Annotated in this window: 26 protein-coding genes, 1 tRNA gene and 1 pseudogene; 12 read left to right on the top strand and 16 right to left on the bottom strand. The window is 62.9% G+C overall.

The annotated features are described in order from the left end of the window. Window positions 1–209: 209 nt before the first annotated feature. On the bottom strand, window positions 210–1,043 hold the full coding sequence (locus CK218_RS26180; RefSeq protein WP_067328185.1) for a universal stress protein: 834 nt from the start codon (window positions 1,041–1,043) through the stop codon (window positions 210–212). A gap of 103 nt (window positions 1,044–1,146) precedes the next feature. Then, window positions 1,147–1,887 carry a competence/damage-inducible protein A gene (locus tag CK218_RS26185; protein WP_066998913.1) on the bottom strand — a complete coding sequence of 247 codons (741 nt, stop codon included), beginning with the start codon at window positions 1,885–1,887 and terminating at the stop codon, window positions 1,147–1,149. Window positions 1,888–2,014: 127 nt separating this feature from the next. Here CK218_RS26185 and CK218_RS26190 point away from each other — a divergent pair, with 127 nt between their 5' ends. Both CK218_RS26190 and CK218_RS26195 read left to right on the top strand, forming a co-directional pair. Then, on the top strand, window positions 2,015–2,983 hold the full coding sequence (locus tag CK218_RS26190; RefSeq protein WP_095829375.1) for an alpha/beta fold hydrolase: 969 nt from the start codon (window positions 2,015–2,017) through the stop codon (window positions 2,981–2,983). A gap of 189 nt (window positions 2,984–3,172) precedes the next feature. Next, window positions 3,173–3,454: a hypothetical protein gene (locus CK218_RS26195; protein WP_095829376.1), complete on the top strand. Its 282-nt coding sequence runs from the start codon at window positions 3,173–3,175 to the stop codon at window positions 3,452–3,454. 70 nt (window positions 3,455–3,524) lie between these two features. Here the strand turns inward: CK218_RS26195 and CK218_RS26200 are convergent, their stop codons facing one another. From CK218_RS26200 to CK218_RS26210, 3 genes are all read right to left on the bottom strand, one after another. Further along, entirely contained in the window at window positions 3,525–3,764 is a 240-nt protein-coding gene (locus CK218_RS26200; protein WP_066998906.1) for a DUF2188 domain-containing protein, read from the bottom strand. Between the two features lie 32 nt (window positions 3,765–3,796). Further along, complete coding sequence (locus tag CK218_RS26205; RefSeq protein ID WP_066998903.1) at window positions 3,797–4,075, bottom strand: DUF982 domain-containing protein; 279 nt, start codon at window positions 4,073–4,075, stop codon at window positions 3,797–3,799. Between the two features lie 90 nt (window positions 4,076–4,165). Continuing rightward, on the bottom strand, window positions 4,166–5,269 hold the full coding sequence (locus tag CK218_RS26210) for an NADH:flavin oxidoreductase/NADH oxidase (protein WP_066998900.1): 1,104 nt from the start codon (window positions 5,267–5,269) through the stop codon (window positions 4,166–4,168). A gap of 153 nt (window positions 5,270–5,422) precedes the next feature. Between CK218_RS26210 and CK218_RS26215 the strand changes: the two genes are divergently transcribed. Further along, complete coding sequence (locus tag CK218_RS26215) at window positions 5,423–6,001, top strand: NUDIX domain-containing protein (protein WP_095829396.1); 579 nt, start codon at window positions 5,423–5,425, stop codon at window positions 5,999–6,001. 100 nt (window positions 6,002–6,101) lie between these two features. On the opposite strand, the gene CK218_RS26220 is transcribed toward CK218_RS26215, so the two are convergent. The 4 genes from CK218_RS26220 to CK218_RS26235 all read right to left on the bottom strand — a co-directional run bounded on the left by CK218_RS26220 (window position 6,102) and on the right by CK218_RS26235 (window position 7,699). Beyond that, window positions 6,102–6,190, bottom strand: a tRNA-Leu gene (locus CK218_RS26220). 117 nt (window positions 6,191–6,307) lie between these two features. Beyond that, complete coding sequence (locus CK218_RS30785; protein WP_156752709.1) at window positions 6,308–6,481, bottom strand: hypothetical protein; 174 nt, start codon at window positions 6,479–6,481, stop codon at window positions 6,308–6,310. Window positions 6,482–6,727: 246 nt separating this feature from the next. Then, entirely contained in the window at window positions 6,728–7,396 is a 669-nt protein-coding gene (locus CK218_RS26230) for an outer membrane protein (protein ID WP_095829377.1), read from the bottom strand. A 90-nt stretch (window positions 7,397–7,486) separates the two neighbouring features. After that, on the bottom strand, window positions 7,487–7,699 hold the full coding sequence (locus tag CK218_RS26235; RefSeq protein ID WP_095802230.1) for a hypothetical protein: 213 nt from the start codon (window positions 7,697–7,699) through the stop codon (window positions 7,487–7,489). A gap of 162 nt (window positions 7,700–7,861) precedes the next feature. Between CK218_RS26235 and ade the strand changes: the two genes are divergently transcribed. Then, on the top strand, window positions 7,862–9,673 hold the full coding sequence (gene ade, locus CK218_RS26240) for an adenine deaminase (RefSeq protein ID WP_095829378.1): 1,812 nt from the start codon (window positions 7,862–7,864) through the stop codon (window positions 9,671–9,673). Between the two features lie 59 nt (window positions 9,674–9,732). Here ade and CK218_RS26245 read toward each other — a convergent pair whose 3' ends face one another. Beyond that, the gene (locus CK218_RS26245) at window positions 9,733–10,896 is read right to left on the bottom strand and encodes an alpha/beta hydrolase (protein WP_095829379.1); all 1,164 of its coding nucleotides are present in this window, start codon (window positions 10,894–10,896) and stop codon (window positions 9,733–9,735) included. Window positions 10,897–11,002: 106 nt separating this feature from the next. Next, complete coding sequence (locus tag CK218_RS26250; protein WP_179294602.1) at window positions 11,003–12,112, bottom strand: alpha/beta hydrolase; 1,110 nt, start codon at window positions 12,110–12,112, stop codon at window positions 11,003–11,005. A gap of 216 nt (window positions 12,113–12,328) precedes the next feature. Here CK218_RS26250 and ilvA point away from each other — a divergent pair, with 216 nt between their 5' ends. Further along, on the top strand, window positions 12,329–13,585 hold the full coding sequence (gene ilvA, locus CK218_RS26255; protein WP_095829380.1) for a threonine ammonia-lyase IlvA: 1,257 nt from the start codon (window positions 12,329–12,331) through the stop codon (window positions 13,583–13,585). Beyond that, window positions 13,582–14,154 carry a DUF1697 domain-containing protein gene (locus CK218_RS26260; RefSeq protein ID WP_095829381.1) on the top strand — a complete coding sequence of 191 codons (573 nt, stop codon included), beginning with the start codon at window positions 13,582–13,584 and terminating at the stop codon, window positions 14,152–14,154. The genes ilvA and CK218_RS26260 overlap by 4 nt, the downstream gene beginning before the upstream one ends. A gap of 12 nt (window positions 14,155–14,166) precedes the next feature. Here the strand turns inward: CK218_RS26260 and CK218_RS26265 are convergent, their stop codons facing one another. Both CK218_RS26265 and gloA read right to left on the bottom strand, forming a co-directional pair. Beyond that, the gene (locus tag CK218_RS26265; protein WP_067328442.1) at window positions 14,167–14,454 is read right to left on the bottom strand and encodes a DUF2218 domain-containing protein; all 288 of its coding nucleotides are present in this window, start codon (window positions 14,452–14,454) and stop codon (window positions 14,167–14,169) included. Between the two features lie 125 nt (window positions 14,455–14,579). Continuing rightward, window positions 14,580–15,020 carry a lactoylglutathione lyase gene (gene gloA / locus CK218_RS26270; protein WP_095829382.1) on the bottom strand — a complete coding sequence of 147 codons (441 nt, stop codon included), beginning with the start codon at window positions 15,018–15,020 and terminating at the stop codon, window positions 14,580–14,582. A gap of 259 nt (window positions 15,021–15,279) precedes the next feature. Here gloA and CK218_RS26275 point away from each other — a divergent pair, with 259 nt between their 5' ends. The 3 genes from CK218_RS26275 to CK218_RS26285 all read left to right on the top strand — a co-directional run bounded on the left by CK218_RS26275 (window position 15,280) and on the right by CK218_RS26285 (window position 17,360). Beyond that, a complete protein-coding gene (locus CK218_RS26275) occupies window positions 15,280–15,873 on the top strand; it encodes a cold-shock protein (RefSeq protein WP_066998870.1) in 594 nt (197 codons plus the stop codon). 191 nt (window positions 15,874–16,064) lie between these two features. Beyond that, window positions 16,065–16,577 (top strand): DUF192 domain-containing protein, encoded by a 513-nt coding sequence (locus CK218_RS26280; RefSeq protein WP_095829383.1) that lies wholly within the window; start codon window positions 16,065–16,067, stop codon window positions 16,575–16,577. A gap of 15 nt (window positions 16,578–16,592) precedes the next feature. Further along, a complete protein-coding gene (locus CK218_RS26285) occupies window positions 16,593–17,360 on the top strand; it encodes an alpha/beta hydrolase (RefSeq protein WP_095829384.1) in 768 nt (255 codons plus the stop codon). 117 nt (window positions 17,361–17,477) lie between these two features. Here CK218_RS26285 and speB read toward each other — a convergent pair. Then, window positions 17,478–18,441 (bottom strand): annotated as a pseudogene (gene speB / locus CK218_RS26290) (agmatinase). A gap of 42 nt (window positions 18,442–18,483) precedes the next feature. Further along, window positions 18,484–19,083, bottom strand: coding sequence for a hypothetical protein (locus tag CK218_RS26295; RefSeq protein WP_245418585.1), 600 nt, complete (start codon window positions 19,081–19,083; stop codon window positions 18,484–18,486). A gap of 136 nt (window positions 19,084–19,219) precedes the next feature. Between CK218_RS26295 and cysE the strand changes: the two genes are divergently transcribed. Continuing rightward, entirely contained in the window at window positions 19,220–20,068 is an 849-nt protein-coding gene (gene cysE / locus CK218_RS26300; protein WP_095829386.1) for a serine O-acetyltransferase, read from the top strand. A gap of 145 nt (window positions 20,069–20,213) precedes the next feature. Beyond that, on the top strand, window positions 20,214–20,417 hold the full coding sequence (locus CK218_RS26305; RefSeq protein ID WP_040969488.1) for a DUF3126 family protein: 204 nt from the start codon (window positions 20,214–20,216) through the stop codon (window positions 20,415–20,417). A gap of 64 nt (window positions 20,418–20,481) precedes the next feature. Here CK218_RS26305 and CK218_RS26310 read toward each other — a convergent pair whose 3' ends face one another. Further along, window positions 20,482–21,030, bottom strand: coding sequence for a hypothetical protein (locus tag CK218_RS26310; protein WP_095829387.1), 549 nt, complete (start codon window positions 21,028–21,030; stop codon window positions 20,482–20,484). 432 nt (window positions 21,031–21,462) lie between these two features. Here CK218_RS26310 and clpP point away from each other — a divergent pair, with 432 nt between their 5' ends. Beyond that, window positions 21,463–22,092, top strand: coding sequence for an ATP-dependent Clp endopeptidase proteolytic subunit ClpP (gene clpP, locus CK218_RS26315; RefSeq protein WP_066998854.1), 630 nt, complete (start codon window positions 21,463–21,465; stop codon window positions 22,090–22,092). Window positions 22,093–22,133: the final 41 nt, after the last annotated feature.

Here is a 22,133-nt window from a genome sequence, read left to right on the forward strand (position 1 = left end):
GTTCGTGCACTCCGCAAGCGCGCGCCGCAGCGCGCAGATACGATGGAATGCAGCCGGAATTAGCCGGAAAGCGCCGGCCTTGGCAAGGTGGCAGCCAGGGATGGCTGTGTACTTATACCGCGTCGCGCTGTTCAGGCGACGCGGTGCAAGTTCCTATTTGGTACATGTCCATGTCCCCCGAACCCGATTCCCACTTCGCGGAGACAGGCTTATCTCGACAGGAAGGCTGCCACGTTTGCCGTGCGCAGCACGGTGCGGGTGACGCCGCCGAACAGGAGCTGTCGCAGCCATGAGTGGCTGTAGGCGCCGAGCACCAGCAGATCGGCGCCGGATTCGGCGATCCTCTCCTGGATGATGTCGTCGACCGAGCTTGCCCCCGATTTCTGCACGGAAACGCTGACATTGGCGCCGTGGCGTGACAAGGCAGCCGCGATCTCGGCGCCCGCCGCCTCGGGAGCCTCGTCGAGCGTTTCCGGCGGATCGATGACGAGAATGTCAGTCTTGTCCGCCTCGCTGATGAAGGGCAGGGCATCGAATGCTGCACGAGCCGCCTCCTTACTGCCGTTCCAGGCCAGCAGCACACGCCTGAAGGTGGTGACGAGCGGCCCGGCATGCGGAACGACAAGCACCGGCCGGCCGGCATCGTAGACCAGCGTATCGACATCGGCGCCCGGATCGCCCCCGGTGTCGCGCTGCGCGGCGATAATCAGGTCAGCCGCCCGCACGCTCGAAATGCCGGTCAGCGCGCTGTCGCCGGAGAAGCTTTCGAGGCTCCGCCACTCGAAGGACAGGTCGGAATCCTCGACGCGCCTGAGAAAGACCGCCTGCAGCTTCTCGGCGCGCTCCTTGTTCATCTCGGCCGAGACCTGCAGGAATTCGGTGTCGGGGAAACCGGTTGCCGACGTATAGGGGACGGGAAGCGCTTCGGCGTGGATGCCGACGAGGTGGCTTTCGAACCGCTCGGCAAGCGGGATGGCGCAATCGAGCACGCGCTCGGCGTCCTGTTCGTTCTGCAGAATGGCGACGATCGTCTTGAAGCGCATGGCAGATCCCTCAAATTTATCGGCGCAAGATCGCCACCGGCATCAATGGCCGCAACGAAAGTGCCGTGCCAGAAACGTCGGCGCGCGCCTTCTGGTTCCGGGGTCAGCTCGCGGCCGACAGGCCCGCCACCATGGCCGCAACGTCTTGGCGCGCGGCCTCGAGAGCCGCTTCGTCGCGGGCACGTACCACGAGCTCAGTCCAGAATTTGCCCTCGCCATATTTCGGGTAGGAGCCGATAATGGTGTCGGGATGCGCTTTTTGGATGTCGGCCAGCGGTCCGCCGATCAGGCCTTCGCCGAACGGGCAGTGCACGGTTGCCGACAGCATCTTGATGCCAGTCTTCAGCGTCGGCACGACATTGTCGAGCATCGCCTGGAAGATCGACGGCACACCGGCCATCACGTGAACGTTGCCGATACGGAAGCCTGGCGCGATCGACACCGGATTATCGATGTGGTCGGCGCCGCGCGGCATGCGCGCCATGCGCTTGCGCGCCTCGGTGAATTCGATACCGCGCTCGGCATAGCTTGCCTCCAACATGGCGTAAGCCCTGGCATCGTATTCGCAAGGCACGCCGAAGGCCTTGGCTATCGAATCGGCGGTGATGTCGTCATGCGTGGGGCCGATGCCGCCGGTGGTGAAGACATAAGTATAGCGGGCGCGCAGCGCGTTGGCGGCGGCGACAATCTCGTCCTCCTCGTCGGGAACGATGCGCACTTCCTTCAGGTCGATGCCGATCGCGGTCATGATATCGGCGAGATGGCCGATATTCTTGTCCTTGGTCCTGCCGGAGAGGATCTCGTCGCCGATGACGAGCATGGCGGCGGTGACGATTTCGGGCATGGCTCACTCCGGCTGCAGGTGGCCTGAAATAACGCGGCGGACAGCCGGCCGCAATGCGCACGCGAGGCGGGGCTCTTGTGGCAGACACGGTTGCGAGTAAGGTGCGTCGATAGGGCTCGGGTGCAAGATGCTGATATCGATTTTGCCGTGGCTGATCGGTGGCCTGCTCGTTGCGGCCGCCGCCGTCGTGCTCGGCTTCATGCTCGCAACATGGTGGATCGCGACCAAGGCCGAGAGGCTGGTACCGGCGTGCGGCAAGTTCATCGAGATCGGCGGCAGCCGCATCCACTATGTCGAAGCAGGCGAGGGCAGGCCGATCGTGTTCCTGCACGGGCTCGGCGCGCAACTCCACCATTTCCGGCACACGCTGTTCGGCCGCTTCGGCGCCGGCTACCGGCTAATCGCTCTCGACCGGCCGGGCTCGGGATACTCGGTGCGGGCGGGCGGGGCGAGCGGCCGTCTGCCCGAACAGGCGGAAGTGGTGCGGCGCTTCATCGAGGAGCTTGGGCTCGAACGGCCTTTGATCGTCGGTCATTCGCTGGGCGGCGCCATCGCGCTTGCACTTGCGATCGAGCATCCGACGGCGATTTCCGGCATCGCGCTCATCGCGCCGCTAACGCATCTGGAGGCGAGGATGCGCCAGAAATTCGACCTGCTCTACGTTCCCTCGCGCCTGAAGCGCTGGATCTTGGCCCATACTTTAGCGATACCGTACAGCCTGAAATATGCGGAGCCGACGATGAAGTTCATCTTTGCGCCGCAAGCCGTGCCGGGGGACTACATGATCGCCGGAGGTGGTTGGCTCGGGTTGCGGCCCGCCCATTTCCAGGCGACCTCCACCGATATCGTGGCGGTGGAAGAGGATCTCGGCCGCCTCGAACAGCGCTATGGCGAGATCCTGATGCCGGCCGGCATTCTGTTCGGCGCGGATGACCGGGTGATCGGCATCGCGGCTCATGGCGAACCGATGCCGGGCAGGATCAGAGAGCTCGATTTCGAACGCGTCCAAGGGCTCGGGCACATGCCGCAATTCGTGGAACCGGAACGCGTCGTGGCCTTCATCGAGCGCATCGCCGCGCGCGCATTCCCAGCGTGAGGATCCCGTTCGGTCAAAGGCCGAGAGGGATCGCGTCCGTCCACGAACCGTCACGCAAAAGTGTCGGACATTCCGCCTCACCTACACTTTCAACGGGAACTTCGGCTCCAACCCTCGGTTTTAATCCGTGTCGGCTGGCGAATTTCCGGCCAGCAAGAATGCGGCAAATCACCAGATGGAGTACCAATTATGCTTACGAAGATTTTTGCAGCCTCGGCGCTTGTCCTGGCCATGGGCACCTCGGCTATGGCACAATCGTCGGACGCTTGGTGGTGGTGGCATCGTGATCGCCCGGTCCATAGCGAGCAAGTGCCGGTTGATCCCTACACCACGGGCAGCATTTATTCCGATCGCGACGCCGGCGCGCTAAACAGCTTCGGCAACGGTGCCGTCGGCCCATGCGCCTCGGATACGGCCGGCCCCGACGCGAATGCCGGCCCGAACGTCAACGACCAGTATTGCGGCAAGTAGTCCGTTCGCCAGCGAGCGACCGACGTGAAGCTTTTACAGCGTCGGTCGCAGCAAGGTCGGGCGACGCAAACTATTCTGAGACTTCGGTCTGCGGCCGGTCGCGGCCATCGGCCAGTTCGTCATGCCAGACACCCTCGGAATCCTCATACTGGATGCCATCCGTGGTGCCGGCGACCTGCTGCTCGGCCGAAGCAATTTCAGCCGCGCGCAGCGCGTCCTGGCGGGTGGGAAATGTTTCTGAAAAAGTCGAGCCGACCATGTAGGCCCAGCCGCCGTCATGCTCGACGATCTTGTAGGTCAGTTTCGCCATGGAATCCTCCGGTCGAGAAGCCCTTTGCCTGCTCAATGCAGCTTTCCGTCGGACAGCCTTTCTTCGGGAACCAGCACTTCAGATTCCTCGGCTGCCTCGATCAGCGCGCGGCGCGCGTCCGCCGTCGAACGATACCCCTCCAGCGCTTTCAGGCAAGTATCGAGAGCATCACGATGCCGCTGGCCGCGATTGAGCGGCCACACGGTCATCAGGCACTCGGCCGCTTCGCGGGTGCTGCTTATTTGGCGATATTTGCCGACATGGCCGAGTTCGACCACCACCGGCTTCTCAAATGGCTTGCTGTCTGTCATGGCCGCCAACGTAAAACGGCCAATTTGGTTGCAATGGTGGCGGAAGGCTGCGCCCAAAGGTCTCAGCCCATCGTCACCTGTGCAAGCCGTTCAGCCCGCCGCTTTCATCCAGTGCTGCATCGTCGTGACCGAGCGCGCCAGCTGCGGCGCCGGACGGATTTCCTCGCCGAACGTCGCCGCCGCGCGCCAGCCCCAGCGCGGATCGGCAAGGAAGGCGCGAGCCAGAGCCACCATGTCGGCGCGGCCGTCGGCCACGATCGCCTCGGCCTGCTCTGGATCGTCGATCAGGCCGACGGCGCGCGTCGGAATGCCGGCGCCCTTGCGCACAGCCTCGGCCAGATGCACCTGGTAGCCGGGGCCGCTGGGCAGCTTCTGCAACGGCGAATTGCCGCCGCTGGAACAGCACAGATAGGCGACGCCTTCCGCCTTCAGCGCATTGGCCACTTCGATTGCCTCCTCGATCTCGAAGCCGCCGTCGACCCATTCCTTCACCGAAAGGCGGGCCCCCAGCATCAGGCCCGGCGCTGCCTTCTTCACCGCCCTGGCGATCTCCACGGCGAAGCGCATGCGGTTTTCCAGCGAGCCACCCCAGCGGTCGGTGCGCTGGTTGGAAAGCGGCGACAGGAACTGGAAGATCAGATAGCCGTGAGCGGCGTGCAGCTCGATGAAGTCGAAGCCGGCGCGCTCGGCCCGCTTGGCCGCATCGGCGAAATGTTGGATGACTTGCCGGATCTCTTCCTCGTCCAATGCGTGCGGTATATTCCACCCTGTGTCATAGGCGATGGCCGAAGCCGAAACGGTCTGCCAGGGATCCTCGCCCGCTTGCAGGGGGCCGCCGCCTTCCCAAGGCCGCCTGTTGGATGCCTTGCGGCCGGCATGGGCGAGCTGGACGCCGAATTTGGTGCCGGGCGCGGCGACGCGCCTGGCCGCATCGAGCGTGCGCTTGGCCGCCGCCTCGTTGTCATCGGAGTAGAGGCCAAGGCAGCCATGCGAGATGCGGCCGCGCCGCTCGACGTCGGTCATCTCGACGGTCACCATGCCGGCGCCGGACATGGCCAGGTTCATCCAGTGGTGCAGATGCCAGTCGCTGGCGGAACCGTCCTCGGCCGAATACTGGCACATCGGCGCCACCGCAATACGGTTTGGAAAGGTCAGGCCGCCGAGGGTGATCGGCTGGAAAAGCGATGATGTCATGGAAACGGCTCCTGGGAGAGATATTGCTATCTAGGCAGCCGCGGCACTTCGCGCCAGACAACAGCCGGTGAAAGTCACGCTGGACCAGTCGGTTTCCAGGATTGCGCCCGCGCCTGTTCGCCGATAACGCTTGCCGACAGCATGGAGCCCATCATGGAAGATCGCGTCCGCATCCAGTCTGAAGAAATCCTGTCCGACGATTGGGCGGTGCTCAAGAAGACGGTGCTCGACTATCGCCGCCGCGATGGGCGCTGGGAGACGCAGATCCGCCAAACCTACGATCGCGGCGACGGCGCGGTGATCCTGCCTTTCGATCCGCAGCGCTCGACGGTGCTGCTGGTGCGGCAGTTCCGCTATCCGGCCTATGTCACTGGCCATCGCGAGCCGCTGATCGAGGCCTGTGCCGGTCTGCTCGACGAAAACGATCCGGAAACCTGCATCCGCAAGGAAGCGGAAGAGGAACTCGGCTATTATTTGAAGAACGTTGAGCGGCTGTTCGCGCCCTATATGAGCCCCGGCAGCGTGACCGAACGGCTCTGGTTCTTTACCGCGCGCTATTCGCCGGCCGACCGTATCTCCGACGGCGGCGGAGCTCCGGAAGAGGGCGAAGACATCGAGGTGCTGGAAATGCCGCTCGACGAGGCGCTGGCCGGCATCGCCGACGGCCGTATCGTCGACGCCAAGACCATCATTTTGATCCAGCACCTGAAGCTCAATCCGATCAAGGGTTGAGTGGCCTGCCACCCGAAGCGAGGAGCGAAGGGTGGTGCGGACGACGGGAATCGAACCCGTACGATCAGAGATCGAGGGATTTTAAGTCCCTTTGACGAGTTGGTGTGGGCGACGGGATTTGAACCCGTAAGTGCTTGAAACACCGGCAGATTTTAAGTCTGCTGCGTATACCAGTTCCGCCACGCCCACTCCCACATGGTGGGGTTTTACCACCGATCTCCCACGAAAAATCCCACACGATTGCCAGAGTTCATGTGTGGCTCGCGGCGCACCGATTAGCACTAGGGTAAGTGAAGCGCTAGCTACTTACCCTGGGAGCCGTTCGGTCGGTGTTATCACTTTAGCAACCACGGCCTCGTGAAAGAACACCGCCGCGCCGGCAAGGGCGACGGTCACAAATAGCAGCATATAGGCTCGAGCGATCTTCGGTTCCGATGCGCGCCGCCACTTCTTCCCGTCGAACAGGTCGTAGCGTTCCACTAGGAAGATCGCCAAACCGAGTGAGACAACCACCGCTACCATCATTATCATTATGGGATTCCTCAGCGCTTAGAGGCGCAGCCACGTGGGCGTTTGTTGAGGCGTACCTTGTGCAAGGACCATTGTGGAGCGGCTGGGTTAGCACGCGCGCTGACATGCTCGACAAATCCCTTTGGCATGAAGTTCCGCCAATCGGGATTTTCCTTGAAGGATACGGTTGGATTTTCCGCGTAGCTGCTCCGCAAATCAGAATTTGTAGCTGAAGTTTACGCCCAGGGTATGGAGCTTCAGGTCCTGATCACGATCGGAGAAGTCGTCCGGGACGTCGAAATGCTCGTTGCCGAAATCGTAGTAACGGTATTGGGCGCCGACGACGATGTTGCTGCTCAGCGCATAGTCGACCCCGGCGCCGATCGTCCAGCCGGTGCCGGTGCGTGTCCTGGCGAAGCCGCTGCCGCCGACATCTTGCGAGGTCTCGATACCGGCGAAGGCGACGCCCCCGACGCCATAGATCAGCCAGCGATCGACCGCCAAGCCGGCTTCGGCATTGATCGATCCCAGCCATTTGACCTGGGTGCCGACGGCATTGCCAGGGTCGAGCAAGGCCGAACCGTCGATCGAGGCATAGTTGAGCTCAGCGCGCGCGCCGATCACCGCCTGATTGAACTGCCAGAGGCCGGCGACATGGCCGCCGACGAAGCCGCCGTCGACATCGGGAGAAGCGGCGAACGGCTCGCCTTCGGTGCCGGAGATGTCAGATGAGCCCCAGCCATAGCCGGCCTGCAGGCCGGCATAATAGCCTGTCCAATCGAAGCCCGGCGCAGTCATGGGCAGGTCGGCGATCGCGTCCGCGGCCAAGGCCGGCCCGGACAGCAGGGCGAAAAAGCCGGCACTGGCAAGTGTCAGGCGACCCATCGAGCGCTCCGAAATGGCGGTTTCGAAAACTTCTCGGTGCAACCTAGCGTTATTCGCCCGAAAACGGAATTGTATTCCTGCAACAGTGGTTTACTTCGGCGGGTTGCGCACGCGATCCTCCAGGTCGCGCTGTTTCTCCTCGGGAGTGGCCAGCCGCGTGAAAGCATATTCGGCTAGTAACGAACCGGCGATGAAGATGGCGATCGGCGCGGCCCATGCCCAGAATGAATGCAAGGTGAAGAAGGCCAGGCCGGCGCTACATGCCGACAGCATGAAGATTGCGAACCGGATCGTTTTTGCCATCTCTTCTGCAACCCGAATAGCCGGAGATCCAGTCTAGGCGAGATTTCGCCCTGCTGCAGGAGAGATCTGTCGGGAACCGGTCCTGCCTTAAAAACAAAGCAGTTTTGCCAACTGGTCAAAACCGCGCCAGCTTGGCACAGTTGGGCAAACAGGAGTTTCTTCATGGCGAGCCGCACCAATCCGACGAAACCCAAGCCCTGGACCGAAGTGGCGACGCAACTGGTCGACGTCGCGATGGCGCGCCGGGCTGCCGATCTCGTGATCCGCAACGGACGCTGGGTGAATGTCCATTCGGGCGAGATCATTCCGGGCACCGACATCGCCGTCGCGGCCGGACGTTTCGCCTATTGCGGGCCGAATGCCGGCCATACGATCGGGCAGGGGACCAAGGTGGTCGATGCGGGCGGCCGCTATCTGGTGCCTGGCCTCTGCGACGCGCACATGCACGTCGAAAGCGGCATGGTCACGGTGACGGAATTCTGCCGCGCCGTGATCCCGCACGGCACCACCTCGATGTTCATCGACCCGCACGAGATCGCCAATGTTCTGGGCCTGCCGGGCGTTCGGCTGATGCATGACGAGGCGGTCGCGATGCCGATCAACGTCCATGTGCAGATGCCGTCCTGCGTGCCTTCGGCGCCGGGCTTGGAGCATGCCGGCGCCGAGCTTACGGTCGCAGACGTCGCCGAGGCGATGACCTGGGAGAACATCATCGGGCTTGGCGAAGTGATGAATTTCCCGGGAGTCGCCGCCAACGATCCGGTGATGTCGGGCGAGATCGCCGAGACGGTGAAGGCCGGCAAAACCGTCGGCGGCCACTATGCCTCGCGCGATCTCGGGTTGCCGTTCCACGGCTATGTCGCCGGCGGCGCCGAAGATGACCACGAGGGCACGCGCGCCGAGGATGCGATCGCCCGCGTGCGCCAGGGCCTGAAGGCGATGCTTAGGCTGGGGTCCGCCTGGTACGACGTCGCTGCGCAGATCAAGGCGGTCACCGAAGGCGGCATCGACCCGCGCAACTTCATCCTGTGCACCGACGACAGCCATTCCGGCACGCTGGTGCATGAGGGTCATATGGATCGTGTGGTGCGGCACGCCATCAGCCAGGGCCTGAAACCGGTGACGGCGATCCAAATGGCGACGCTCAACACCGCCCAGCATTTCAGGCTGGAGCGCGAGATCGGCTCGATCGCGCCGGGGCGGCTGGCGGATCTTTTGATCGTCTCCGATCTTGCCCAGATGACGATAGACGAGGTCTATGGCCGCGGCGTCAGGCTGGCGAAAGCCGGCAAGCTCGAAATCGACATTCCGGCCTATGATTATCCCGGGACGGCGAAAAACACGGTCAACCTCGGCAAAAGGCTCAAGGCCTCTGACTTTGACATCGCCGCGCCACAGGGTGCCAACGAGGTGCGGGCGCGGGTGATCGGCGTTATCGAGAACCAGGCGCCGACCAGAGCGCTCGAGGCCGACCTGCCCGTCGAGGACGGGCTGGTCGCCATGGATCGCCGCAACGACATTTGCCAGATCGCCCTGGTCGAACGCCACAGGGGCACGGGCGGCGTCACCAACGCCTTCGTGTCGGGGTTCGGCTATATGGAAGACTGCGCGATGGCCTCGAGCGTGGCGCATGATGCGCACCACATCATCGCCGTCGGAACCAACAAGGAGGACATGGCTTTAGCCGTCAACCGGCTGAGCGAGGTCGGCGGCGGCGTCGTGCTCTACTCCAAGGGCAAGGAACTGGCGCTCGTCGAAATGCCGATCGCAGGGCTGATGTCGGACGAGCGCGCGGAGATCGTCGCGGCCAAGGCCGAGCAGTTGACGGAAGCGATGCGCAAGGTCGGCTGTTCGCTCAACAACGCCTACATGCAGCATTCGCTGCTGGCGCTGGTCGTCATCCCGGAACTCAGGATTTCCGATGTCGGCCTTGTCGACGTGACGTCGTTCCAGAAGGTCGATCTGTTCGTCTAGCATCGCCGATGTTGGGGTGAGGCCGGCCTGACCCGCACCTCGATACGCCTAACCGGTGCTCAGCCGCCGGTGGCGATCGTCAGCACCCTGAACGGCGTGGTGATGACCACCTCGGCGACCGAGCCGACCGCCTTGCCGAGACCCTGGCCGATATTGTTGAGCTGCGTTGGATCCGGCTCGTCGGAGGCAAGACCGGCAGGCGTGCGCAGTCGATTGCCGAGCAACTGCACCAGGATCGGATTGTCGGCGAATTTGGCATGGTTTAACCGGTCTCCGCCCTTGGTTTGGGTCAGATCGACCACCGTCACGCCGTAGTTGGCGAGATCTGCCGCGTTGTCGTAATCGCCGACGCGCGGCTTTTCGCCGGAGATGAAGCTGGACAGCTTGAGCGCCCGGTCGTCGCCCGAGAGAAGGATGGCGAAAGGCTTGTCGGGCTTGCCGTAGCGGATCATCTGCTTCTTGAAAACATCGACGTCGATGTCAGGCGAGGCGAGGATGACGTAGCCGAGCTTGCCGTTGAGATCGCGGTCGCCGGTGATGGCGAGCTGGCGCAAAGCTTCCATCGTCAGCCAAGTCCCCATCGAATGGGCAATGATGTCAACGCTTTTGGCGCGGGACTTGGCAAGCATCCTCAGTGTCGCTTCCAGGTCGTCGCGCGCGGCGGTGGAGCTGTCCTTGTCATAAATGTAGCCGGTCGTCTTGCCGCTCGACGCCCACGAGAACAGCACCGGTGTGCCCGGATAATTCGTGTCGTGCGCGATCTGCGTCAGGCGGTAAACGCCATCGTCGAAGCCGTTGTTGAAGCCGTGCACGAAGACCAGGGCGCGGTCGCCGCGTATGGCAATATCGGTGCCGACCGCCTTGGCGAATTGCGAGGCGTTCCCATAGTGGACGACATCGGTGGCGGTGAACTGCCTGGCCGGAATGCTGTCGGCCGAACCCTTGGCTCGCTCGATCGCGCCAACTTGGTGGATCCTTGGAACCGTGACATCGACGCGGGCGTAGCTGGTGGTCAGCGAACGGTCGCCGTCGAAAACCTGCCGCGGGTCCTTGGTCGCCTGCTGCCGGGTCGTGGCGACGAAGATCTCGTGCTTGGCCGCAATGTCCGATGCGGGTGCGGTAACGGCCTTCCGATTGAGCAGGTCATGCGCGTTCTGCCCGGCGCAGCCCGTCAGGGCAAGCGTGAAGGCAAGGCCAAGGACGATCTTCGAACGCACGATCACCCGGGATCCCCCAAGGGCGGCAAACCTCTCGGGCTCCTTCGATAAAGCCAGCGGGCGGTCTGGTCCAGTTCAAAGTCCGTGCAGGGCGGCAACCGCGTGAACACGGTTATTGAGTGGCGAGCTGGCTGATCCGGTCGGTGACGTCGCGGTCGCTGGCAAAGCCGTCGTCCTGGCGCAGCCGCTGGCCGATCATCTTCACCAGCATCGGGTTGTCGGCGAATTTGGTGTGGTTGAAGCTGTCGTTGCCCTTCACCTTGGAGAGGTCGACCACCGTGACGCCGTAGGAGGCGAGGTCGGCCGCGTCTCTGTAGTCGCCGACGCGCGGCCGTGCACCGGCAATCAGGCCGGAGAGCCGGAGAGCGCGGTCGTCGTCCGACAGGAGCAGGATGAACGGCTTGTCGGGCTTGCCGTAGCGGCGCATCTGGCTCTTGAAGACATCGACGTCGATGTCGGGCGAGGCCAGGAGAACATCGCCGAGCTTGCCGCCGAGGTCGCGGTCACCGGTGATGGCGAGCTGTCGCAGTGTTTCCATCGTCACCCACGTCCCCATCGAGTGGGCGACGATGTCGATGCGGCGCGCACCGGTCTGCGCCAGCATTCTCAGCGTCACTTCCAACTGGTCGCGGGCGGCGGCGGCACTTTCCTTGTCATAGACATAGTCGGTGGTCTTGGCGCCCGAAGCCCATGAAAAAAGCACCGGCGTGCCGGGATAGCCGGAATCGTGAACGATCTGGGTCAGACGGTAGACGGCATCGTCGAAGCCGGTGTTGTAGCCGTGGACGAAGACCATGACGCGGCCGCCGCGGGCGTCGATGTCGGCATTGAGCGCGCTGGAGAATTTCGGCTGCGTGTCGTAGCCGACGACCTCGGAAGCCATGAAATATTTGGTCGGATCGTTCGACGTCCCGCGCGAGCGGCGCTCGATCTGACCAGTCTCATGAACCGGCGGGACGGTGACGTTGACGCGGGCGTAATTGAGCGTCGCCGAGCGCTCGCCGTCGAAAACCTTGTTCGGGTCGTCGGAGCGCTTGCGGGTGGTGGCGATGAAGATCGAATGGTTGCCGGCGATCTCGGTCGCCGTCGTCGGCACCACGACGCTGCCCAGGATTTCCTGTGACGGTCGTCCCGCGCAGCCTGCAACCAGCAAGGCCAGGGCAATGATGCAAATCGTCTTCAAATGCACGTCGAAACTTCCATTCCGGCCGCAATTGGCCATCCGCCTCCGCGAAATCCTCCCGGACAGGGGAAGTGCGGCGGAAGTAAGTCGTGTCCAGCGGAAATTTGATCGGCAGGTGCCAACCGCCTCGGCACTGTTGCGCGAAAACCAAAGTGGCGGCAGGAGGGCGGCGAGCGGCTGCATCGGTGGCCGCGAAAACCAAACTATGCAATAGGCTTGGGCTGCGAACCACATGGTCTCGGAGCCGGTTGCCTCATGAACAGTTTTTCTTCCCGCGTCGCAGGCGCCGCGGAGGCGATCCGCGGGATCTTTCCGGAAACGCCGCTGCAGGAGAACGACTATCTGTCGAGAAAGACCGGCGCCCGCATCCTCCTGAAGCGCGAGGACCTGACGCCGGTCCGCTCCTACAAGATCAGGGGCGCCTTCAACTTCTTCCGCAAGGCGCTCGCCGCCGGCAACAATGCCGAGCTGTTCGTCTGCGCCTCGGCGGGCAACCACGCGCAGGGCTTTGCCTTCGTCTGCCGCCATTTCGGCAAAAAGGGCGTGGTGTTCATGCCCGTGACGACGCCGCAGCAGAAGATCGACAAGACGCGGCTTTTCGGCGGCGATTTCGTCGAGATCAGGCTGGTCGGCGACTTCTTCGACGATTGCTATCGCGCCGCCTTCGAATTCACCGAAGCCGCCGGCGCGCATATGGTGCCGCCCTTCGACCACAAGGACATCATCGAGGGGCAGGCGACCGTCGCCTACGAGATCGCAACCCAGATGCCGGGCGGGCGCATGCCCGACATCGTCATGCTGCCGGTGGGCGGAGGCGGCCTGGCTGCCGGCGTCACCCACTATTTCGCCGACCGGCAACCTGAATTGCGCTTCGTGTTCTGCGAGCCGGCGGGGGCGCCTAGCCTTAGCGAGAGTCTCGCCGGTGGCAAGCGGGTCAGGCTCGCCAAGGTCGACAACTTCGTCGATGGCGCGGCGGTGGCTGAAATCGGCCGCGAGCCGCTGCGCCATCTCAAGGAATTCACCGCCGACGCGGTGCGCCTTGTCCCGGAAAACCGACTTTGCGCGACGATGATCGAGATGCTCAATGTCGAGGGCGTGGTGCTGGAGCCAGCCGGCGCATTGGCGATCGACGCGCTCAAGGACTTTTCCCGCAAGGAGATGAGGGGCAAGACCATCGTCGCGATCGTCTCGGGCGGCAATTTCGATTTCGAGCGCCTGCCGGACGTCAAGGAACGGGCGCTGCGTTTCGAAGGGCTGAAGAAGTACTTCATCATCCGCTTCCCGCAGCGGCCGGGCGCATTGCGCGATTTCCTCGAAATGCTCGGCCCGGACGACGACATCACGCGCTTCGAGTATCTCAAGAAGTCGGCGCGCAATTTCGGCTCTGTGCTGATCGGCATCGAGACCAAGGACCGGCGCAATTTCGATCTGCTGAAGGCCAATTTCGACGCCGAGGGCGTGCAGTATCAGGACATCACCGACAACGAGACGCTCGCGGGGTTCATCATATGAGCGGGCCAAAAACGGGCGACAAAGGAACGGTGTTCGTAGCCCTGTTTTCCGGCATCAATGTCGGTGGCAACCGCATCGTCAAGATGGCGGAGCTGAGGTCATTCTTCGAAGACCTCGGCTTCACAGACGTATCGACCTACGTGCAAAGCGGCAACGTCGTGTTTCGTGCCAACAACAGCGACGCTGCGGCGCTGACCAAAGCACTCGAAGCGGCCTTCGAGAAGAAATGGGGGTTCAATTCCCGCATCATGGTGCGCAATGCCGGCTGGTTCGAGCGCCTGGTGAAGGACAATCCCTATCCGGAGGTTGCGGGCGAGCCTACCAAGCTGCATGCCTATGCGCTGGAGCGAGAGCCGACCGCGGAAGAGGCGAAGCGGCTGGCGGAAAAGTCTGCCGGCCCGGAGCGCTTCGAGATCAAAGGCGACGTGCTTTACCTGCATGCGCCGGAAGGGCTTGGCAAATCGGTGTTTGCCAACCTTATTGGGCGAACGCTCAAGGTGCCGGGCACGGCGCGGAACTGGCGCAGCGTGCTTGCGCTGCTCGAAATGGCTAGCAAGGCCGCCGGCTGACGCTCAATTCTTTCAGGCAGCCTTCTGCCAGTCGAAGGTCAGCTCCTCGCGGAAGGCGAAGCGCTTGATGTGGTCGGCGACCACGGTTTCCAGCCGCTCGAGCGAGGCGGCGTCGTCAGCGGCGACCGCGATGTGGAGAGCCTTGTCGTCTGCATCCATCACGGTGCGGCCGAGCGAGAGCTGGATGGCGCCGTGATGCGGGTCGAATTCGACCGGGAACTTGTGCGCCCAGTGCTTGCAGAGCTGCTGCAGATAGCGGCTGGCGTTTTCAGTGGCGACGTCGGCGCGGCTGGTCGGCATGAAATTCTCCCGGCGGATCAAGAAAAGCGCCAGCCTGATCTGGCTGGCGCCACAAGCGCTTAGATAGGCGCGATCCGGCAAAACGCCATAGACCGGCCGGTCAAATCCCCGGGAAGGGCAGGCGCCTACCAGCTTCCCGTATTCGACATTGAGGCCCATGGCTCCGCCTTTGCCTTGGCCGGGCCTTTCTGCAGGAGCTCGATGGAGATGCCGTCCGGCGAGCGGATGAAGGCCATGTTGCCGTCGCGCGGCGGCCGGTTGATGGTCACGCCATTGTCCATCAGCTTCTGGCAGGTGGCGTAGATGTTGTCGACCTCATAGGCAAGGTGGCCGAAGTTGCGGCCGCCTTTGTACTCCTCCGGATCCCAATTGTAGGTCAGTTCGACCAGCGGCGCCTTCTCGGCAATGCCGCTTTGCTCGTCATCGGGCGCGGCGAGGAAGATCAGCGTGTAGCGTCCCTGCTCGTTCTCGTAGCGACGCACTTCCTTGAGGCCGAGCTTGTTGCAGTAGAAATCGAGCGATTGATCAATGTCGGCGACGCGGACCATTGTGTGAAGATAGCGCATATCGGATTCCTCGCGGCGTTACGTTTGCGGCGCACCATAGGAGCCGCTCCGCCAAAGGGCAATCGTCCGACAAAACCGATGGAGGGATCGATTTCAGCCGCCCCTTTGCGCTTCAGGCCGCGCCGGTAAACAACAATTGAGGCTTTCCGGTGCTCAACGGTGAAAAAAGGCACGTCAGGTCTTGCACACCCCGGAAGCCGCAGTGTTAATCTGATGGCAAGAATCACTAGCGGTTGCAGTTGGAAAAGGGGGCGTTCTTATGGGGGAAAAAGCCTCTTTTACGAGGCGGGACGGAAGCCTTGACGACGCCTTGACGCGAGACAGTGGCGGCGACTCCGCCGGGCTTGTCGAAATCGCCGGCGCTATCAAATGGTTCGACGTGGCCAAGGGCTACGGCTTCATTCTTCCGGACGACGGCGTCTCGGGTGATATTCTCCTCCATGTGACATGTCTTCGAAGAGATGGCTTTCAGACCGCGCTGGAAGGCGCGCGCGTCGTCTGTCTCGTCAAGCAGGGCGAGCGTGGCCTGCAGGCGTTCCGGGTTCTTTCCATGGACGCCTCGACAGCGGTGCATCCGGCCGAGCAGGAGCAGCGCACGCATGTCACCGTGACTGCCGAGAGCGGGCTCGAGCGGGCGCTGGTGAAGTGGTTCAACCGCACCAAAGGCTTCGGCTTCCTGACCCGGGGCGAGGGCACCGAGGACATCTTCGTCCATATGGAGACGCTGCGCCGCTACGGCATTACCGAGCTGAGGCCCGGCCAGGTCGTTCTGGTCCGTTTCGGACGCGGCGACAAAGGCCTTATGGCCGCCGAAATACACCCCGATATGGGCACCTTGCCGGTCTCGCATTAAAGCGCGGCCCGACGCACTTTATTTTTTGCTTGATGCAGGTTCGCCAAAACCGCTTGGCAGTTTTGGGCGACATGCATCGGGCTCTCTCAATACGATCGGGATGCCCTGCCCGGTGCAAGGCCGTTCCTGTCCAAAAACCAGTTCCACTCGCTCGGATCATGGTCTAGGACAGGGCCTGGACGAGGTATCACATGGCTCATCGCAACTGGCTGACCGCAGGCGCGCTTTGCGCCGCCATCGCTCTGGCCCCCATTTTCAGCGCCTTGAAACCGAGTTCGGCGGACGGTCAGGCGATGATGCTGCCTGCCGATCCGACGCCGCTCGTCGCGATCACCGGCTCCGGCAAGCATTCCTTCTCAATCGAGATCGCCGACAGCTCGGAAGAACGCGAGGCCGGGCTGATGTACCGTAAGGACATGGCCGACGATCACGGCATGCTGTTCGTGTTCGAGAGGCCCGCTGAGGTGAATTTCTGGATGAAGAATACACCGATGCCGCTCGATTTGGTCTTTGTCGGCCAGGACGGCAGGATCAAGGCCATCAAGCGTGGCGAACCGGAATCGGAGGCGATCATCTCGCCGGGACAGCCGGTAAGCTTTGTGCTTGAGCTGAAGGCGGGAACGGCCGCCAAGGACGGTCTCAAGGGCGGCGATCTCCTGCGTCACCCGGCGATCGATAAGGCCTCGGGCGCCGGCTCCAACTGACCGCGGCTGCGCCAGATGCAATATTTTTCCCACGACGGCTTCGAACTCGCTTACCTCGACCGCCCGCCGGCGTCCGGGCAGGGCGATCCGGTGCTGATGATCCACGGCTTCGCCTCCAGCCACTACGTCAATTGGGTCTCGCCGGGCTGGTTCAAGACGCTGAACGACGCGGGGTACCGCGCCATCGCCCTCGACAATCGCGGCCACGGTTCTTCGACGAAGAGCTACCAGGAGGCCGACTACACGCCGGCCAAGATGGCCTCGGACGCGGCCGCGCTGTTCGATCACCTCGGCATCGAGCACGCCCATGTCATGGGCTATTCGATGGGCGCGCGGGTATCCGCCTTCATGGCGTTGTCCAATCCTGACAAGGTGGCGACGCTGGTGTTCGGCGGCCTCGGCATCGGTCTTGTCGACGGCGTCGGCGACTGGGATCCAATCGCCGATGCGCTTCTGGCCGAGGATGCCGGTACGATCAGCCATGCGCGCGGTCGCTCGTTTCGCGCCTTCGCCGACCAGACGCGCAGCGACCGCCAGGCGCTGGCCGTCTGCATAGTCGGCTCACGCGCGTCAATGAGCGAGGACGATGTCGCGCGGATCGCCCAGCCGACCCTGATTGCCGTCGGGACCAAGGACGACATCGCCGGCTCGCCCGACGAGCTTGCCGCGCTGATGCCCCACGCAGAGGCTTTTCGCATCGAGGGCCGCGACCACATGCTCGCCGTCGGCGACAAGAGCTTCAAGCAGCGCGTGCTGGAGTTCTACGCCGAAAATCCGCTCTGACCCATACCGTCCGCTGCGGGCGACGACGCGTCTAAAGCAGGTTGCGCGAAACGCGACCTGCTTTTGACCTTTGCGATGTCCTTTTCCCGAAACTGGAAGCACTTCGGGGAGAATGCTTTAGCCGCGCGTTCTCCTGTCGGCGATGGATTTCGCCATGACGCAAAGCAGCTCGAACATCATGGTCGCGCCGGCAAGCGCCGTCATGCCGCCAATATCAAAGGAGGCGCGACCTCGACGACGTCGGCTCCGGCGAAATTCAATCCGTCGAGCAATCGAACCAGCTCCTGCACCTCGCGGGTGGTGAAGCCGCCGAGCCCCGGCGTGCCGGTGCCAGGGGCCATCGACGGATCGATGCAATCGATGTCGAAGGTCACGTAAGTGAGGCTGTCGCCGACAAGATCGCGTGCTTCCTGCATGACGGAAGCGGTGCCGCGTTTGACGAACTCTTCCATATATACGATGCGCACGCCCTGAGCGGTCGCCCAGTCGTGTTCGCCCGGCTCATAGATCGAGCCTCGAATTCCGATCTGAATAACCCGCTTCGGGTCGAGCAGCCCTTCCTCGATCGCGCGGCGAAAGGGCGTCCCGTGTGTATAGGGATTCTCGCCGAAGTAGCGGTCGTTCGTGTCGGAATGCGCGTCGAAGTGGATCATGCCGACGGGTCCCTCGCGGGCGATGGCGCGCAGCACCGGCAAGGTCGTCAGATGATCGCCTCCGGCGGCCAAAGGAAGAGCGCCGTCAGCAACGATCGCGGCAATGCCGTCTTCGATGCGCTTCAACCCGTCGAGCAAGTCGATGGGATTGACCGAGAGGTCTCCGACATCCGCGACATTGGCAATGCTGAACGGCTCGGTTCCCGATACGTGGTGGACGCGGCGCATCAGGCTCGACTGGTTCCTGATTTCGCGCGGACCATGGCGAGCGCCGGCCCGATTGGTCGTGCCGCCTCCCAAGGAATCCCGACAAGGGCAATATCGAGCCCCTTCGCGTTCGGCACCGCCGGCAGCCGCATGAAGGTGGAAAGCCCGGCAAATCGCGGCACCTGGGCGGCGTCGACGGGTTGGAAGAAGTTGTTTTCCATGGTGTCGGTCATCTCAGAGGGCGTTCACGTTCGGCGTGGCGATCAGGTCTGTTGAGACTGGTCTTGCAGGACCTGCAGCGATCGGACCAGATTTTCCCTGGCCCGCGCCTCGAACCGATCGCGAAACGATTGTGTGTAGAAAATATGCGGACGGGCCAGGAAACTCGTCAGGACAGCCGCGCGACCGGCGCGCCAGATCGGGTCCTCGACCCAGCCATATTCGCGCCGGACCGCCTTCTCGTAAGCGTCGAAGCGGTTCGGGTCGGCACCGAGGATCGCGAGGTCCATGTCGAGGAAAAGGGCGGCATCACTCGCGGCACCCTCATCTTCGAGCGGCGGCAACTGGTGCGTGGCGGTGGCGCTGATCATGGCCAGAATCCGGGCAAGCCGGGCCGGGTCGGTGCGGCCGGAGAGTTTCCTTTCTGCCAGCACCGCGCTCTTTGCCTCGTTGTCCTTGGCGCGGCTGTCATAGACTGCGTCATGGAACCAGATCGCCGCTTCCACTGCTTCTGGATCATCAAGAAGGTGCCGGTGTTCGGCTGCCAACGCCAGCATCGCTTCGATGTGAGGCAAGCCGTGATAGTGGCGATCCGCGGTCTGATAGATCGCGGCAAGCTCGCTTTTCAGCGCATCGTCGATCAAGGGTTCGTTTTCCTTCGCCGCTTGAATCTCGGTGAACCAAGTCCATTTGACAAAGCACTAAGGAAAATTGAGTTCAACCGTGTTATGATCTGGCCTATATGTGCCGCCGGATGAATGAGCAGGCCGGAGACCGTCGATGAACAGCATTACGATAGCCCGCCCCAGCATGGTGCAGCCGGTCGACCCGATCTGGCGCGCGATCAGGGATGAGGCGATGGAAGCGGTAAACCGCGATCCGTTGCTGGCTGCTTTCCTCTATTCCACCATCCTCAACCAGGAGAGCCTGGAAGAAGCGGTCATTCACCGCCTGGCCGAGCGCCTGGCGCATCAGGATATCGGCTCCGATCTTATCCGGCAGACCTTCAAGGCCATGCTTGCCGACGATCCGGAGTGGAGCACGACGGTTCGCGTCGACATCCAAGCCTATTACGATCGCGACCCTGCCTGCGACCGCTTCATCATGCCGGTGCTTTATTTCAAGGGCTTTCATGCCATCCAGACGCACCGTTTGGCGCATTGGCTGTGGAACCAGGGCCGCAGGGACTTCGCGCTCTACCTGCAGAGCCGCTCGTCCTCGGTGTTCCAGACAGACATCAACCCGGCCGCCCGCATCGGCAAGGGCATTTTCCTCGATCACGCCACCGGCCTGGTGGTCGGCCAGACGGCCGTCATCGAGGATGATGTGTCGATCCTGCACGGGGTGACGCTGGGCGGCACCGGCAAGGCCAGTGGCGACCGCCACCCGAAGATCCGCCGCGGCGTGCTGATCGGCGCAGGCGCCAAGATCCTCGGCAATATCGAGATCGGCCATTGCTCCAAGATCGCGGCCGGTTCGGTGGTGCTGTCGCCCGTGCCGCACAACAAGACGGTCGCCGGCGTGCCGGCGCGTGTCGTCGGCGAGACCGGCTGCGACCAGCCTTCGCGACAGATGGACCAGCTCCTGCCCTCGCAGACGATGGACCACGTCGTCAGCTTCGACATCTGATTCTGCGGTCATCGCCAGCGGCCGGAGTCCGGTCGCCGTTCCAGACGCCGGTTGTGGCGTGTTATGCTGCCGGCTTGCCTTTACATCGCCATCGTCGGCGTGTCAGAAGCGCGTTCCAACGAACAGCCGCATTCGGAGAAGACTTTTGAAGCCAGACGAAATCAGAAAGCTGGACGCCTACTTCAAGCGCGTCTTCCAGAATCCCAAGCTGCAGGTGAAGGCGCGCCCGCGCAAGGAAGACTCTGCCGAGGTCTATGTCGGCGACGAATTCCTCGGCATCGTCTTCAAGGACGAGGACGACGGCGACTATAATTTCTCGATGGCGATCCTCGACGTCGACCTGGCCTAAGCCGGCTTTCCGGCCGGGCTCGCCATGCCGCCCCGGTCGGAAACATCCCTGCGTGATTTTGCGGCTAGTCCACGCAGTGCCGCGGGATATGCACCCGCCGCCAGTCGGTCGAGCCTTCCCGCACCACCACCCGCCGCGCCACCCTCCGGTATGAGGGCGCGATTTCCGTGATGCGCCGCTCTCCTGGCCGCACCAGCACCTCGCGGGCGACGCCTTCGTATTCGGCCGGAAGGACGACGCGCCGGACGCGCTCCGGCTCGACGATGACCGTTGTGGCAACCCGCGCGTAGCGCGCCTTACGCCACACCTTGCACAGCACCTTGCGGCCGTGGATGACCCGCCATTCCCAGGCATAGCCGCCGTCATCCACCTTGACCGTGTGATAGACGGTGCGCGTCACGGCCGGTACGACTTCATAGCTGATGCGAGGCGTGGCGATCTGTTCGGTGCTCTCGGTCGTGCCGTAGATCGGCGGGTCATAGTGGACGAGCTGGCCGCCGGGGCTCACCATCACGTCTTCATAGACCGTGTCGTAGATCGCCGGCCGATGCACCGGCTCGTAGCATTCGAGCGTGCGGCCGCCGGCCGCGGCCTGCGACACGGCCGCAAGCATTGCGAGGCTGGTCGAGGCGAGCGATGCGGCACCCTTGCGAAGGGAGCTCTTGCAAAAGGAACTCGTGCAAAAGGAACTCTGGCTAAACATGACGTTCACCCGTTGAAAAAAGGACGCCGGTTCAACGCGGGAGCGTATCGGAAGGTCCGCCATGGACGGGGATTTCACGGCTTGTCGTTAAGCAGCGCGGTTAAGAAACTGCTACCGTGGCGGCCGGGTAGCGCCCTCGCATTTCGGGCAGAGGGCCATCTCCGGCGCAACCTGCAGCATTTCCTTGGGCCGAGCCGCTTGCTTCGACTTAACCAGATGGCTAGGAGGGGCGGCCTTGCGCTAGGGTGAGCCGGCATCCTATTTAGGATTCAACGATCCAGAACCGATTCCGCCCGATTGCTCAGGTCTACGGCGCCGGAATCCATCCAACAAGGGTAGTCCATGAAGAACCCCGTCGAAACCTACATGAACCTCGTTCCGATGGTGGTCGAGCAGACCAATCGCGGCGAGCGTGCCTACGACATCTTCTCCCGCCTGTTGAAGGAACGCATCATCTTCATCACCGGCCCGGTCGAGGACGGGATGGCGACGCTGGTTTGTGCACAGCTTTTGTTCCTCGAGGCGGAGAACCCCAAGAAGGAAATCAACCTGTACATCAACTCGCCGGGCGGTGTGGTGACATCGGGCATGGCGATCTACGACACCATGCAGTTCATCAAGCCGGCGGTATCGACGCTCTGCATCGGCCAGGCAGCCTCGATGGGCTCGTTGCTGCTTTGCGCCGGCCACAAGGATATGCGGTTTGCCACGCCGAACGCCCGTGTCATGGTCCATCAGCCGTCCGGTGGCTTCCAGGGCCAGGCGTCGGACATCGAACGTCATGCGCAGGACATCATCAAGCTGAAGCGCCGCTTGAACGAGGTCTATGTGAAGCACACCGGCAAGAGCTATGACGAGATCGAGCGGACGCTCGACCGCGACCATTTCATGACCGCCGACGAGGCCAAGGAGTTTGGTTTGATCGACAAGGTCATTACGACGCGCGAACTTGGCGAAACCCCCGCCGCATAGGCTCTGATTGGGGGCTGAATGGCGGGATAACGCGCTTTTGG

Source organism: Mesorhizobium sp. WSM3879 (assembly GCF_002294915.1).
GTDB lineage: Bacteria > Pseudomonadota > Alphaproteobacteria > Rhizobiales > Rhizobiaceae > Mesorhizobium.

Coding starts and splice junctions, on each gene's coding strand:
- CK218_RS26180 (WP_067328185.1), bottom strand. CDS start 1,043: ATGCGCTTCAAGACGATCGTCGCCATTCTGCAGAACGAACAGGACGCC.
- CK218_RS26185 (WP_066998913.1), bottom strand. CDS start 1,887: ATGCCCGAAATCGTCACCGCCGCCATGCTCGTCATCGGCGACGAGATC.
- CK218_RS26190 (WP_095829375.1), top strand. CDS start 2,015: ATGCTGATATCGATTTTGCCGTGGCTGATCGGTGGCCTGCTCGTTGCG.
- CK218_RS26195 (WP_095829376.1), top strand. CDS start 3,173: ATGCTTACGAAGATTTTTGCAGCCTCGGCGCTTGTCCTGGCCATGGGC.
- CK218_RS26200 (WP_066998906.1), bottom strand. CDS start 3,764: ATGGCGAAACTGACCTACAAGATCGTCGAGCATGACGGCGGCTGGGCC.
- CK218_RS26205 (WP_066998903.1), bottom strand. CDS start 4,075: ATGACAGACAGCAAGCCATTTGAGAAGCCGGTGGTGGTCGAACTCGGC.
- CK218_RS26210 (WP_066998900.1), bottom strand. CDS start 5,269: ATGACATCATCGCTTTTCCAGCCGATCACCCTCGGCGGCCTGACCTTT.
- CK218_RS26215 (WP_095829396.1), top strand. CDS start 5,423: ATGGAAGATCGCGTCCGCATCCAGTCTGAAGAAATCCTGTCCGACGAT.
- CK218_RS26230 (WP_095829377.1), bottom strand. CDS start 7,396: ATGGGTCGCCTGACACTTGCCAGTGCCGGCTTTTTCGCCCTGCTGTCC.
- CK218_RS26235 (WP_095802230.1), bottom strand. CDS start 7,699: ATGGCAAAAACGATCCGGTTCGCAATCTTCATGCTGTCGGCATGTAGC.
- ade (WP_095829378.1), top strand. CDS start 7,862: ATGGCGAGCCGCACCAATCCGACGAAACCCAAGCCCTGGACCGAAGTG.
- CK218_RS26250 (WP_179294602.1), bottom strand. CDS start 12,112: ATGGCCAATTGCGGCCGGAATGGAAGTTTCGACGTGCATTTGAAGACG.
- ilvA (WP_095829380.1), top strand. CDS start 12,329: ATGAACAGTTTTTCTTCCCGCGTCGCAGGCGCCGCGGAGGCGATCCGC.
- CK218_RS26260 (WP_095829381.1), top strand. CDS start 13,582: ATGAGCGGGCCAAAAACGGGCGACAAAGGAACGGTGTTCGTAGCCCTG.
- CK218_RS26265 (WP_067328442.1), bottom strand. CDS start 14,454: ATGCCGACCAGCCGCGCCGACGTCGCCACTGAAAACGCCAGCCGCTAT.
- gloA (WP_095829382.1), bottom strand. CDS start 15,020: ATGCGCTATCTTCACACAATGGTCCGCGTCGCCGACATTGATCAATCG.
- CK218_RS26275 (WP_066998870.1), top strand. CDS start 15,280: ATGGGGGAAAAAGCCTCTTTTACGAGGCGGGACGGAAGCCTTGACGAC.
- CK218_RS26280 (WP_095829383.1), top strand. CDS start 16,065: ATGGCTCATCGCAACTGGCTGACCGCAGGCGCGCTTTGCGCCGCCATC.
- CK218_RS26285 (WP_095829384.1), top strand. CDS start 16,593: ATGCAATATTTTTCCCACGACGGCTTCGAACTCGCTTACCTCGACCGC.
- cysE (WP_095829386.1), top strand. CDS start 19,220: ATGAACAGCATTACGATAGCCCGCCCCAGCATGGTGCAGCCGGTCGAC.
- CK218_RS26310 (WP_095829387.1), bottom strand. CDS start 21,030: ATGCTTGCGGCCGTGTCGCAGGCCGCGGCCGGCGGCCGCACGCTCGAA.
- clpP (WP_066998854.1), top strand. CDS start 21,463: ATGAAGAACCCCGTCGAAACCTACATGAACCTCGTTCCGATGGTGGTC.